The 13,508-nt window shown below is 51.0% G+C and carries 8 protein-coding genes and 4 pseudogenes; 2 read left to right on the top strand and 10 right to left on the bottom strand.

Annotated elements, in window-relative coordinates:
• Positions 1–345 precede the first annotated feature (345 nt).
• From ACIQWO_RS26800 to ACIQWO_RS26755, 10 genes and pseudogenes are all read right to left on the bottom strand, one after another.
• Positions 346–1,821, bottom strand: a complete 1,476-nt coding sequence (locus tag ACIQWO_RS26800; RefSeq protein WP_402830731.1) for a PhoPQ-activated protein PqaA family protein — start codon at positions 1,819–1,821, stop codon at positions 346–348.
• Between the two features lie 81 nt (positions 1,822–1,902).
• Positions 1,903–2,397, bottom strand: a pseudogene (locus tag ACIQWO_RS26795) (recombinase family protein).
• Positions 2,398–2,847, bottom strand: a pseudogene (locus tag ACIQWO_RS26790) (transposase); the annotation flags it as partial.
• Between the two features lie 71 nt (positions 2,848–2,918).
• The gene (locus ACIQWO_RS26785; protein WP_402830732.1) at positions 2,919–3,458 is read right to left on the bottom strand and encodes a CapA family protein; all 540 of its coding nucleotides are present in this window, start codon (positions 3,456–3,458) and stop codon (positions 2,919–2,921) included.
• Complete coding sequence (locus tag ACIQWO_RS26780) at positions 3,427–4,221, bottom strand: CapA family protein (protein WP_402830729.1); 795 nt, start codon at positions 4,219–4,221, stop codon at positions 3,427–3,429. Before ACIQWO_RS26780 ends, ACIQWO_RS26785 begins: the two co-directional genes overlap by 32 nt.
• 1,350 nt (positions 4,222–5,571) lie before the next feature.
• Positions 5,572–6,249 (bottom strand): SDR family oxidoreductase, encoded by a 678-nt coding sequence (locus ACIQWO_RS26775; protein WP_402830728.1) that lies wholly within the window; start codon positions 6,247–6,249, stop codon positions 5,572–5,574.
• Positions 6,250–6,386: 137 nt separating this feature from the next.
• Positions 6,387–6,548, bottom strand: coding sequence for a hypothetical protein (locus ACIQWO_RS26770; protein ID WP_402830726.1), 162 nt, complete (start codon positions 6,546–6,548; stop codon positions 6,387–6,389).
• A complete protein-coding gene (locus ACIQWO_RS26765) occupies positions 6,545–7,546 on the bottom strand; it encodes a HEAT repeat domain-containing protein (protein ID WP_402830725.1) in 1,002 nt (333 codons plus the stop codon). Before ACIQWO_RS26765 ends, ACIQWO_RS26770 begins: the two co-directional genes overlap by 4 nt.
• A complete protein-coding gene (locus ACIQWO_RS26760) occupies positions 7,543–8,469 on the bottom strand; it encodes a hypothetical protein (protein WP_402830723.1) in 927 nt (308 codons plus the stop codon). The genes ACIQWO_RS26765 and ACIQWO_RS26760 overlap by 4 nt, the downstream gene beginning before the upstream one ends.
• A gap of 10 nt (positions 8,470–8,479) precedes the next feature.
• Positions 8,480–10,561, bottom strand: coding sequence for a HEAT repeat domain-containing protein (locus ACIQWO_RS26755; protein ID WP_402830721.1), 2,082 nt, complete (start codon positions 10,559–10,561; stop codon positions 8,480–8,482).
• Between the two features lie 1,750 nt (positions 10,562–12,311).
• Between ACIQWO_RS26755 and ACIQWO_RS26750 the strand changes: the two are divergent.
• Positions 12,312–13,142 (top strand): annotated as a pseudogene (locus ACIQWO_RS26750) (hypothetical protein); the annotation flags it as partial.
• 27 nt (positions 13,143–13,169) lie between these two features.
• Positions 13,170–13,508 (top strand): annotated as a pseudogene (locus ACIQWO_RS26745) (hypothetical protein); the annotation flags it as partial.

Below are 13,508 nucleotides of genomic sequence, written 5' to 3'. Positions count from 1 at the left end.
CTACCTCGGGCACCGTGTCTCGATCTGCCTCGCGAAGTATCCGAACAATCTGCTCGTCGTTGTACCGGCTTTTCTTCATACCAACTCCTCATGAGTTGAGGAGCCATTATCTCTAGATTTCTTTGGTACGAAATTTTACGGACAGGTCAGTGACGTCGGCGCCAATAGCCGGGGTAATGGGAGCGAAGCTACAATATAATGAGATTTGTCTCCCAGCCCCTTGACTGGCGCGGCTTGCAGGCCCAGCGGGAGCGAAACTATAAAATGCGTATTCGCGTGAAGACGTACCCGGCAGTTTTTGCCACCGGGTTTAAATACGTGAATTGTGGCTATGACATTACTGTTTCACGGTTTTGGGATCAGTCCCCGACCCGGAAGAGTCTGACAGGCGGACCCTGCCGACGGCGGCGCTGCTTCCGGATACTTTTCGTCCGGCGTAATATACACCTGTGTTGTGGCCACATACCCGTCACTGAACGTTGCTTCAATGTAAGTGGCCTGCCATCCGCTGTCGGGTGTTGTCAGCGAAATGCTGAATCTCTCGCCGCCTGACAGACTGACGGGTGCTGAACTGTATTTAACATCGCAGGCATAACGAAAATCCCTCGCGGCCGGATTCCTAGCTGTCCACTGTAAAACAGCTTCTGGCTCCTCTGAGAAACTGACCGTCAGCACTTTTTTCCCGTTCCCGCTATTCTGTACTTTCTCCGTAATTTCAGGGAGCTTTTGCCTATTCTGAAAACGGTTAACAAAGGTAGTCAGCGACTGCTCTGCAACGGACAGAATACCATAATGTGAGGAATTCGGTACTACCCGCAGGGACTTCTGACCAGGCAAACGGCCATAATAAAAATGACTGTTATCAGGGACATAGAAGTCATCACCGCTGGCGTTAATAATATATTTATCAATTTTCAGACGATCGCCCATATCGGTATTCAAATAAATAAGCGGATCTTCCAGTGTCATCAGGCTTGCAAATTCATCCGTGCCAATCTCCTGGTCAATGCCCTGTTGATAGTACGGATAAAAGGCGACTGGCCAGTTTTTTCCATATGAATGATACATGTGTTCAAGAGATTTCTTGGTATCCAGCAGATCAAAAGCAACAGGAATAACGGCATCAACATCCGGGTCCGATAGCGCGATCAGCCATGCGGCCCAGCCACGCTTGGAGGCACCCGTAACCATAAACTTAGTGATGTTCTGTTGGATAAGTTCTTTCTTCGCCAGCCTGAATGCCTGTGATACCGACGCCGCCATAGGAATATGGAGGGATGCGTCCTGGTATTTCTGAGTATTTCCCAAAAGAAGTTTCCAGGTATATGCCACGCTGTAATCTTCAGCCAGAGGTGTCGCTACTCCCTGATAACTGAGCACCTGATTAGGGACGTTACTGACAGCTATCACAACGGTTCGTGTGGCAACCGCAATCCGTGAAAGTTCTTCCTCACTGAAGTTTGTGGGCACGACAGGACTGCCTGCCCCATTATTGTTGCTGCCGTTATTGATAACAACAAGTGCATTTTTTTCTCTGGCTGAATCGGGAACATAGATATTCACCCCGTTTTGCCAGCGTTCCGGAGAGACAACGCCCTGTGGAGACCACGACTGTGAATTCAGGTTATACCTTTGGAGCATAACTCCGGGTAGCTGTCTTTTTTCCAGCAGAGAATAATCAAGAGGAAGTGACGCAAGTGACATTCTGTAATCAGAAATGACGTGCATCAGACTAGTATTTTTATTGTGTTCACCTGCAGACAACGCCAGACAGGCAGGTGAGATAAACAGCATCGCCAGATATAATGCTCTGATTTTCATCAGAAAACTCCTTTTAGAGGGTGAAAAAATCATTTATCACAGGTCACTGACTATGATGGTCATCAGCCTTATTGTTTCATACTAGCCTTCTGCCTTATTCTGTAAACGAATAACAGTTCGTCGTGATGTGCGGAATTCCCTTGCGACGGCACTGATACTTGCTCCTGCGTTAGGACGTTCCAGCACCGCCTGTTTCTGTTCATCATTGAGGTCCGAAGGACGTCCGAAGCGTTTTCCCGAAGCCCTGGCTCGCGCAATACCAGAATTTGTACGCTCAAGTAACATATCTTGCTCAAACTCAGCTACCGCTGAGATCACCTGTATAGTCATTTTCCCGGCTGGGCCGGTGAGATCTACGCCGCCCAGCGATAGGCAGTGAACCCTAATGTTTGACGCTGCCAGTTGTTCCACCATTTTTCTGACATCCATAGCATTTCGTCCAAGACGATCCAGTTTGGTGACAATCAGCACATCGCCATTTTCCATTCTGTCGAGCAGTCGCTGGGATTTGACGGCAAAACCGGCAGTTTCAATTTCCCGGCGCTGATTTTCCGTGGTCTACTCCAGCGTGGACACCCTGCAGCCGTAGCGAACACGGGTTTGCACGATTCGCGCATTTGGGCTCGCCAGGTCGTCTGAGGAGACTTGACGCTACGGTAGTAATAGGTGCTGCGCTTGTTGGAGCAGCCCACACGCTCGACGCTTGGGGAGGTGCCAGTGATCTACGATGTACTCCACGGCCAGTCTCTTCAGCTCGGGCACGGCCATTTTTTTGTTGCGATATCCCGCAAGATTGCCTTATCCAATCTGAGTGCGGCGACCAACTTTTTGAGCCGGCCGTTTCCGTCTTGTCATTGCTTCAGCTCTCGAACTTGCTCCGACTGCATCCCCGCGTACTGCTTCTCACCGATAAGAGGTCAGCTCGGAGATGCGAATCTGATGAATTAGGTCTGCCACAGGTATGCCTAACTCCGCCTGCTTAAGCACCGCCACGATCTGCTGAATTGAATACTGTTTGCGCTTCATCGCCAATTTAAGAAAAGAGATTTTTCGCCGAGACACTAACATTCATTTTCGGCCACGTGTTCTATGCCAGATCAATGTTTTCGTCCGGAAAATATTTGTGAACGTAAGTTTGCCATTATAGAGCTGTCATGATAGGGATTTTTTATGGTGATCTGTCTTGCAATCAATTTACAGCCAGTAAAAAAATTTCGCCAAAAATATTTTTCTTGATTGTTGATTCCCGTAATGATGTACCCATTTTTTGTTTTTTGGGTTTTTATTGGCATAAGTTCAATTGATGCAATTTCAAGATTAACTTCATTTGCATTTTTGGATATGATGAATCTTAACTTCGGGAGAATGCCGCTTTTGGCCTCTCGACCAATCATATTGGACAATGAGTTTCCCACGGAATACAAAATAATGGCTTGCCTTGGATTCCCGCCTCGAGATAGTTGTGTTGGGCAATTTCTATCAAATCCATCAACGGAAATTAACTCAATAGGTTGTACAGCATGCGGGGAATGTCCAAAAATAACATCTACTCCCATTTCAATTAATTTGTAGGCATTGGTTCGTTGAAAATTATTGGGCCAGTGCTCATGTTCGTACCCCCAGTGAGCAGCAAGGATAATAATGTCGCATTGATATTTTTTTATATTTTTGATTTATTAATTCAAGATCGCTGGCGCATTCCGGTTTTGTAAGTGATGCGATTGGAATGGCCACTCGATGGACGTCATCTTTGTTTTTGTTTACGCTGTGAGTAATGCCAATAAATCCAATTCTTGCATCATTATTTTTAATAATTAATTGATCATCGCCCTTTGAAACTCCACCAATCGCATAGAATTCGGATTCCGCCTGGATTGTTCTTGATGTGTTATTCAATCCGTCAATTCCACAATCTAGTGCGTGGTTGTTGCATAGGGAAAAAATCTTTGCGCCACCAATCTTCCGCCACGGATGCAATGCTTCCGGGGATGTGTTGAACGTTTCCATGCAGTAATTTGGAATTTTGTGTTCAATTGATATCGGGGTTTCGAGATTTATTGCGGTGCAGTCTGAGTTTTTGAGGAATTCAAATATTGGGTCGGAGAGGTAATTTCCAATCGGCCCGGGGACGAAAAGTAAATCTCCAACAAACGACATAATTATTGTTTTTCGATTGACCTCATTTGTTTTGTTTTTATCGACGTGTGAGTAATCTTCAATATATTTGGATGCTTTTGAAAAGTGATTGAGGCAATCATCGTCTAACGTGGTTTGGCATGGAAATTTCATTTTTAAGAAATATACAATTTCTTTGTGTATGCATTTTGATGACCAGCGACCATCCTCAAGATGCAAATTTTTGGAAATCCCATCGAACCATTTTCTAAGTATCGAGGACATTTAAATTGTTCGTTAAGTTGATATTGGGCGGGTGGCGCGCAGGTTGATAGAGCTGAAGCTAAACTTGGTAGCCCGAAACAAGCCGTTGAGGGCGTCCGGGAAACCATTGCCGCGGCGCGTCTGGGGTCAGGCAACACTTCCGCCGACATCTTTGCGGTCCAGTCGAGCGGGAAAGGCGGTCGCGCTCCTTGAGCAAATTCCGGCGAATGTTTTTGAGTTCGGGGAGCATTTTCTGCTCAATGTGGTGCATCTAACGAGCGCGACGTACCTGTCAGGCAATTTAATACAAGGCGTTCGGCCTCCCAGATAGCAGTTATTGTGAAAAAAGTTCAAGCGCTGGCAATGTTTGATCACGATCTCATACTCGCGGTGCGCGCCGGCCGTCTCCGAGTGCAGGAAGCGACTGTCTGAGGTGAGGGTGACCTCGGCCGTAAGCCGTTTTGCAGTTGCTGCGAAATCGACAGATCTCCCAAACCACGGATCGCTCGCCCTCAGTGGTGCTTCGAACCGCTTGCTATACATGGCTTCCCTTCAACTTGTGTGTGCGAAAAAAAGCGGGACGATAGCGCGAGTGCCGGAAGCGACAGATGTTGCACCACAAGTCCAGTAGCGGCCCGGCACAGATGCGTCAGCCTGCGCGCCCGCGCATGTGACACCTTGATACCGACTGATGTGAGTATGCTCGTAGCGGCGTAGTTATGCTGAAGAACAAGTGGGTGCCAAGGCTGGCGGCTGCGAGCGCGTTTTTGCCATGGGAGCCAACTGGACGATCTCAGTGAGATTCATCGCCAAAAGCGACAACCGCGTTAGCGCAAGCGGCGTTGTGAGGCGGGCGATGTCGGCGACATGGTATGAAGTGCGTTTCCGCTGGAGAGGGGCGGATGCCTCGGTTCGTAATCGACGGTGTGAGCCATAATTGCAAGTTTTGAATAAAGCTGACAAGTCATACCGCTATGATCGTACCCGACCACAACTTTCTTGCCCGGCTGAGCAGAATTAAGAGGACGGTTACTCGCGAGAAATTCATGCTAGTTATTGCCTGAAACATTGCAAGTATCAGTTCTTGCCAACTTGCGATGCCCCCACGCCAGCTGGCTGCCCGTCGCACCAATGCTCCCGGTTTCGAGCAAGAACAGAATGTCATTTAGTGCAGCACGATTTGAAACCAAAATCCCGCCTAGATGGTGCTTGTGCATCGGCTTCGCTGGGGAGCGGCAATTGTTCCATCAGGTTCCACAACTTACCGTCGATCGGTCTTCTCATTTCTTCGGTTCGACTGTTACCGACATCTGAGGTTAATAACTTGCCGAGAGGGTTGACAGACCCTAGAGGTCTCTATGAAGTTGCCTCTCAATGCAAAATCAGATCGAGTGACGCCGCCGACCCTTCCGTATGCGCAAGGAGCAGCGCGACCGCGTTAGCGATGCATTCCGGTGTGATAGTGCGAGCGGTACCCGTGGAATGATTGTGCAGCACCTCAACTTGGCACGGCGAGATTGTGCAGACGCGAACAGACACATCACGTAACTCTTCGCGAATACTATGTGAGAGGCCTTGCAATGCCCATTTTGACGCCGCGTAAGCGGCCCCACCTGGAAGGCTTGCCTGACCGGCGAGCGACGATATATTTACCACTACGGCGTTTTTGCTCGCTTTGAGATAAGGTAGCGCGAGCCGCGTGAGATAGGCGGGCACCAGGACATTGATGCACATGAGTTCCGCAATGGCCGCATGATCAAGCTCTTCAAACGCCGAAAAGTGAAACACTCCTGCATTATTGATCAAAACGTCGATGCCATCCATTGCGCGGACCGAGTATTCGATCAGGTTGCGACAGGCCGATTCGTCACGTAGATCTCCGCTCCATGCGTACGGCGATGTGTCTGAGGTGCTTTCAGCATCAAGGCCGCCGTTGTACAGTTTTTGACGATTCCTGCCTGCAATTACCAACTTCGCGCCAGATGCAAACAACCTTCGGGAGATGGCAGAACCGACCAACCCTGATGCTCCGGTGACGATGATTTTCATTCCAGATGGCATGCATCTACCCCGGTTGAGTAGCTTGTATAGACGTGGCTAAGACTGCGCCGACCGTTTGCAGAAACACAGGACCAAGAACTCGAGCGGACATTCTTGATCCTGGATTTCTATTTCTCGAGACTGATTTACTTTTCCGTTTCGGTGCCAGTGCAACTACGGCAGCCGAATCCAAGCACACGTCCGGCCTCGCTACCTGAAAGCGTACGAGGAACTGCGCCGGCTAGTGTGACTTCCTTGCCAAAAGAAACAAGCGTGACTTTCTGTTCATTGGTAGCATCTTCGGTCATGACAATTCTCCAATGGTTGAACCGAACGGATTACTGCCGCACATTGCGGCAACGGAATCAGGACCAAGCCCGGGCAAAGTCCCAATGTGGCGCGCAACTCTGTTTTTGACATACGTATCGGGATCGTCGTCGATCAGAGCCACGACATGTTTTGCAGAGGCAAAGTCACCTACGCGTTGCGCGTACGCAAGCAGCGCTTCAAAGGCGACCGCACGTATCTCACTCTTGCCGTGGTGTTGGGCAATGTTTAGCACCTTTCTGCGGCTCTCTTGATTACCGAAATTCAAGAGTCCATGAAACAGTGTCTCTTGTGTCTTGTAGCGTTCGAATCGCCCCTTTTTGATGTATGCATTCGTTCGACCTTGTGCCCGCGTCGCGTCCAAGCGAAACTCATATTGGCGGGACGCCACCTCAGGTTGCACGATCAGGTTCAAAGATGCTGAGAGATTCTTGGGAGGATGCTGAATATGTAGGTCCTTATTCCGGACATAGAACATGACCTTACCAGGACACAAAACGTGTTCGCCGCGATAGTCGAGTGCAACCGCTTCATCGCTAAACCCGGTGACTTCGTCGTAGCTGTAGTCGTACAAATGAGTTACGTAGCCGTCGCCAAAAAAATTCACCGTCCAAAAGTCGAAGTTGTGATCGTGCGGTTCCTCGTAGGAAAATGGAGTATTTCCGAAGCGACCCGACCGCGGCAGCCACACGACCAGACGAATCACGATACGTTCGTCGCTATGGACAATGAACGTTGGTGGTTGTACGTCGTTATGCTGCTGGAAATTCTTTGGGTAATCGAGCTCGTGGCAAATGCAGTCGATCACTGACGACCGGTTTGACGCATACGCAGCCAGCCATCTCGCTACTTCGTGTATTCCATTTTCATCATAAATGCCCTGGGCCACTTGTCTGATCGTCGGCGCGTGTCTCAGTAGCGCCAGTAATTCGTTTAGCGTAAGCGCTTCCTTGATCTCAGGTGTGCTGTCGATAGTCATGCTCGGTTCTCCGTGGCTATTGAAACCCGTTCGGCGACAACCTTTTTGATGTAAGAGCTTTTTTCAGTGGCAATTTCGCCAAACCAGGCCGGATTCGGATTAAGGCCATTCAGAAGCGCTATCCATGCCAGCGCGCGAACTTCCTCCAGTTCGTGACTTCGCGCAATCCGCGTGAGTGCGTCTCGGGAACGGGCATTGCCATGCGCGGCCAGTGCGGCGAAAATCGAGCGTTGCGTGCGAAGTTTGCGCGCGCTGTTGTAGCGTGGCTTTCCCCATGCGATGCCGTTGTCGGGAGGTCCATCAAGGTCGAATACGGTCTGCCTGACCGATGCATCAGGCTTCACAACGATCAGGTTCAACGATGCTGACAGTGACTCTGGCAAATGTTGTACGTGGACATCGCGGTTCGCGAAATAGTAGATGACTTCGCCTTCGCGCAAATGTGTATCGCCGTGATAAGCGAGCCGTGTCAACCCATCAACGCGATGCACAGGATCGTCGTAGTCGAAGGTAAACAGTGATGTCCGATAACCTGGACCAAAAAAGCCAGTGGACATCAAGTCGAACGCATGGTCATGTGCATTCTCGTACGAAAATGGAATGGCTTTTGCTTGGTGGCCGTCAGGTATCCATAGCATGATCCGAATGGTGTAATCAGCGGTGCGATGGATAACGAAGCTCTGCGATTGTCCGAAGTTGCGGGCCTGAAACTCGGTCGAAGACGCCAGTTCGTCTGCTATGATCGCCAGCAGATGTGTCTTGTTCTCTGCAAGTGAACGCAGCCAGCTTGCTGCCAAGCACATGACCTCGCGGTCATAGATTGACTTCCGGAACTGTTCAATTATGTGGCTGGATTCGAGAAACGCGATGTATTCTTGAACCGTAACGGGGGCTCGCTTCAATGTATCGATCTTGATTGCCATTACGTGCTCCTCAGGGAAGCTCCGCGTCGGAGATCTTTAAGCTCTGTGCAGCCGCGCGCTGGATTTCTGAGTCGGGGTCGCCCGTCGCGAGTTGTCTTAGCACCTTCAGGCAATCACTCGGTGAAATTCGTGATAGGCTTTCAACGGCCTCCCAACGCACGAAATTCGCGTAGTCCGAAGTTGCTAGTTTGGTCAGGCTGGGCACCGCCTGGTTCGCATTCATCTCTCCGAGCAGGCGGACATAAAGCTGAATTCTCGATGCTTGCAGGCTCGTGCAGATGCTCTCGATCGGCTGCAGCGTTTGGCGGTCGTAAATCCAGCTCAACCACCCCATTGGATCGGAGTGAGCAATTAGCACGAACGCGCCCTGTACGGCGTCGCAGCCGAAATCGAGGATATGCCTATATGCCTCGAACCGATACGCTCGGCCCGGCTGGAGCACGATGTCATCGAGTTTTCGGAGTGGATCAGGAGACCCTAAGCCGTCGGGCCGTGAGGGACACTCGTAAACGGGGACGGCGATTGCTTCAGCAGTCGGATTGATTACGAAAATGTCGAATTCGTTGGCGTAGAGTGTGTCTTGCTCGCTCTTGCCGATGAAGCGCACCAGTAGATGGAAATTGCGCTGCCGGTGCAGATAAACATGATCCTCGGATAGTAGTTCGTAGTTCGAAGTTATTTCGCGTCGTGTAAGTACGTCGTTCAGCAGATTGATAACATCATCCCTGCTTAGCCCCTCCATTAGAGACGTGATATCGAAGAAATGGGCACCATCGCGTTCGAGTAGGCGCGCAACGGCCTCGTTGAGCGCAGGCAGGCTGCAAATTGACGGACCGGCGATCCGGGCTTCGGAGGTCAAATCGTCGATCACGCGGACCGAACCGGTCTCAATCATCCACTTGACCAGCAAGAGGTCTTCAGGCTCGGAGAGACCGCCTTCCTTGTGCTCGTGCACACCGGCGAGTGCACGCATGCCCGGTGCGCCATCTGCTATCGCCGACAGTACGCGTTCAAACACGTGCGGTTCTGAGATTTCTCTCTGATGCCCTCTAGAAAACACCACGTGCGTCTCACCGATTCTTGCCAACAGCGGTGGAAAGGCATCGTTCAACGCGATCAATGGTGAGGTGGCAATTAGAAAGGTGCCGCGCTGCAGTCGATATGATGCCTGCAGGCCTCGATTACTTTCCAAGCTGGATAGATAGCGTTTCTCAGCGTGAGCGAACCATGTGGCAAGGCTGGTATGCGCAGCTTTGTTTGACGTAACGTGCCTATCAAATGCACTTTCGAGCGCGTGATCGATCACGGTCTTAACTAGACGCCGATCACTATCGCGAACGATTGCGATTGCGAGTCCAACGGAGAATTTCGTTGTTTCGCCGATATGCCAGTAGTGCGGAGGTAGGATAAAGGTGTCACCTGACCTGATCTGGTATGCGTCCGCGTGCACTTTGAGGCGATTAATTTCAAAACGGTGTCGGATGCCGTCGATCTGGGAGAAGATCTCATCTTTCCATAGGTACATTGTCTTCGGCGCAGGCCCTAGGTGCACGTGGATCACCGAAGTGAACGGATCGTCCAGATGTATGCCGAACGGTGTGTATCCATAATTTCCGATGAAGCAACTGATTTCGACACGCGTGTGGCGTTTGCCGAGATCTTCACGAATGGAGGCAGTGAGATCGGTGGCCAAGCGGGCCAGCGAATCGGACCAGCGTTCTGCCTGATTGACAACGACACCGAACGGGTGTTGTCTCATCGTCCTGATCAGCCAATCCTCGAAGTTTTCCCCATGCAGCGGTTCCGAGTAGCGAATCCAGTCGTTGGCTTCGGAATTGAGGCCGTTCTCGATATAGACGCGAAACAGACGTGAGGTCGCATATGCCATTTCGTTGCGCATAACTCTGAATAGGTCATGCAGCATGGCGTCCGTAACCTGAGAATCGAAGCGAAACGCATTTTTGAGTAGCAGGGGATGCATGGCCACTTCTCGCATCTCCGGATAGTAGTGCCTTTGAATCGCCTTACCGTACCGCAGGTAGTGTTCGTGGATCTGATCCACGCTGCTTGGGTCGAAGATAATGTCTGACATGTTTGGTCATGCTCCGCCGCAGTGAATCGCACGCTTTAATCGCTGTAACCCATCGAAAACCGTGAGCTATTTCCTATTCGGCTTACTAAATGTCCGTACAATCAGTCCCGCGCTATTCGCGGAGCAGTTAGATTGTTCAATCAATATCCCCGCGACAATCGTTGCATCGTGCCAAATCAACGAGCAGGGGGCCTGATGCACGGGCCGAATGGCGCGACTTATTTAATCACCGATTTTCTATCGCTGGATATAAAAATCAAAATATTAAATCGATTTCAATAATAAGCCATCCTAGCAAATGTCGAAGGTAGTAGTCTCATTTTTATAACAGCTGAAGGGGTGCTACGTATTACCCATGCGGCGCAACGCGGGTGGGTAACTGTACTCAGAACTTTGAAACGTCCGGCATGTGCGCTCAGCCTTTTCGAAGTCCATCACACGGCACACAGTGCAACTGCCTTTATTGGCACTTTCCAGATCGACCATGTCAGCACGTGCTTGCCTCCCAGCAGCGAAAAGCTTGGTCACCGATTGCTTTTCCACCGCGAGAAAGCGTTGGCGTTGCTCGGTTATCGATGATCTGGTTTCGCACTGTGCGTAAATGCCCCTGCGAATTTCGCGATCGTTGGCATTTGAATATACGTGACAGCGTGTACAACCCCTACCGTGTTGGACGTTTTCGGTCCGACGCGGTGTGTCCTGGAGACGATATCCGTCGCCACACGCTAGGTGTTCGATTTACACTAATCGCTCGTTCAGTGTTGTCGCAGGTCAATTGAATGAATATCGATTTTATTCGAAATCGACGCGTCAATTTTCAGCAGATTGCCCGGTGAGCGGCGTTGCCCGACGATGTTGGCAGAGTGCTTGTGACATCGTTAATTTCACTTGCGTCGTTCAGACGTCTTCTCCACTCACAGACTCCCCCATAGGCCAGAAGTGCGTGCGATCCCGGCGGCAGTCCACGCGCTGGGGCGTGGACTGCAAGCCTCTCCGTTGCCGAAGAAGGCCGCTGAGCGATGTTTCGCTCTTTGAGCAGGGCGAACGTCTTGCTGCCGATCGATTTTTTTGGGGGGGGAGGGCGGTCGCGTGCGCTGTTCGCGCAACTAGGCGCAGCGCCACAGTCGACAAGCCCATTTGGTGCTAATCGCTGGGTGCAATGGTCGCTACAACAGGGATGTGACGTCGACCGGAAGCCTAATGCTCCTCATTGTTGTGTTGCCACTTTTCGCCACCCCACAGGATGGCGACAACCCGTTGTTCGACATCGCCTCTTCATCTTCCTGATGACATTCGTTTCTCTATGACACGTCCCCCTCAGTCTTAAACTATCTCGATAGAGAGGGTCGTATTGGAGGTTGGGATCATGATTTAACAAAATTGATCAAAAATTTAGATTTTTTTCTATTTTTTTGTTGATTGGTCGATGGCACTGTGATTCGAATTAATTGTTAATTGGCTAATTTTTGTTCTCATTTGATCGTAAAAATCAGATATTAATTATGATAATTAATTTTTTTGAGGCACTTTGTGATTTAGGTGTCGGCCGTTGTTTTGTTTTGTTGCAATGAATTCGGTGGATCTAAATCGTTGATTGATAATAAGCAATTCATCGGATTTGTATTGGTGTTGATTTCCAGTTGTGAGGGGTATCTTTTTCCGGCTGCGCGTCGTCAGTCACCTTCGAGGTGATTTTCTTTAGGCGCCGCGTGTTTTTGCTGATGTTCTATTTCATCACGTCAAATTATCTATGCGTTTTCGCCATTTTTATTTTTCTTGCGCCCCTTGCCCTTCTTACGAGCGTCGTTTAACTGCTCGCCACCGATTAAGCGCGTGCGCGCTGGGTGTCAGTTTGGCCGTTCCTGTGCTTGCGGCAGCGCAAAGCGCTGGCATTACGGGTATCGGATCGGGGACGAATGTGGGGAAAGTCAGCGTGAGCGATGACGGCAGCGTGGTGACTTGGAACAATACTTCAGGCGCGCGTACCCACACCTTTCGCTGGACGGCCTCTGGGGGAGAGCAAGATCTCGGGGCCACCGACAGGGCGAGTAGTGCCAGTATAGGGGGAACCAATTCTGATGGAAGTGTCGTGGTAGGCGCTGCAGCGAACGGAAGCCAAGCCGGTCAAGCATTTCGATGGACTGCCGCCAATGGCATCCAGTTTCTCAATGGCTTCCCGGCCGGAACTGGCGACACCGCTGCCATGGGGGTCAGTGGAGACGGGCAAGTGATTGTTGGCACTTACAATAGATCGGACGGGGCCGGATTAGCATACCGTTGGACGGTGGCCTCCGGTTTTCAGGATCTTGGCGGGTCGGCATACTCGGGCGCTACGGCTACCAATGATGATGGCTCAGTGGTGGTAGGTTGGAATTATTTTACGGGGTCCACCGATGCGCGAGCCTTTCGGTGGACAAGCGGTACGGGGCTTACGTCGTTGGGCGTGTTGTCTGGAGATGCCTCGTCGGTAGCCACCGCGGTGAGCGGGGATGGCAACGTGGTGGCTGGCACTTCTACGGGGAATGGAAATAATCACGCCTTTCGCTGGACGCAGAGCACCAACGCACTGGAGGCATTGGGCACACTGGGTGGCACGGAGTCTCGGGCCTTGGGCATTAGCCGTGACGGTAAGGTCATTGTCGGGAGCGCACGAAAAGCCGATGCCACCTGGCAAGGTTTTCGATGGACCGAGGCCGCCAAGATGCAGTCCGTGGAGGCGTGGCTGCAGGCTAACGGCGTGACAGTGCAGGGCGTCCAGACGGAAACCGCCACGGGGGCCAATGCCGATGGTTCAGTCGTGGTCGGACGACTCGCCAATGGCAATCCCTATATCGCCCGCGTGGTGGCGAAAGCTGTCCCCTCCCCCTGGGTACCGTTAAGTCCTTCGACGCCAGCGCCAAAGCCAACGCCGTCGTCATCAACGTCCTTGAGCGGCCTCATTGATGTG

This window comes from Pandoraea sp. NPDC090278 (genome assembly GCF_044772185.1).
GTDB lineage: Bacteria > Pseudomonadota > Gammaproteobacteria > Burkholderiales > Burkholderiaceae > Pandoraea.
This window is presented reverse-complemented; position numbering and strand designations above follow the sequence as displayed.

Excerpts from the sequence above, each read along its gene's own strand:
- ACIQWO_RS26765 (WP_402830725.1), bottom strand. The coding sequence starts at position 7,546 with ATGACTATCGACAGCACACCTGAGATCAAGGAAGCGCTTACGCTAAAC.
- ACIQWO_RS26770 (WP_402830726.1), bottom strand. The coding sequence starts at position 6,548 with ATGACCGAAGATGCTACCAATGAACAGAAAGTCACGCTTGTTTCTTTT.
- ACIQWO_RS26800 (WP_402830731.1), bottom strand. The coding sequence starts at position 1,821 with ATGAAAATCAGAGCATTATATCTGGCGATGCTGTTTATCTCACCTGCC.
- ACIQWO_RS26775 (WP_402830728.1), bottom strand. The coding sequence starts at position 6,249 with ATGAAAATCATCGTCACCGGAGCATCAGGGTTGGTCGGTTCTGCCATC.
- ACIQWO_RS26760 (WP_402830723.1), bottom strand. The coding sequence starts at position 8,469 with ATGGCAATCAAGATCGATACATTGAAGCGAGCCCCCGTTACGGTTCAA.
- ACIQWO_RS26755 (WP_402830721.1), bottom strand. The coding sequence starts at position 10,561 with ATGTCAGACATTATCTTCGACCCAAGCAGCGTGGATCAGATCCACGAA.
- ACIQWO_RS26780 (WP_402830729.1), bottom strand. The coding sequence starts at position 4,221 with ATGTCCTCGATACTTAGAAAATGGTTCGATGGGATTTCCAAAAATTTG.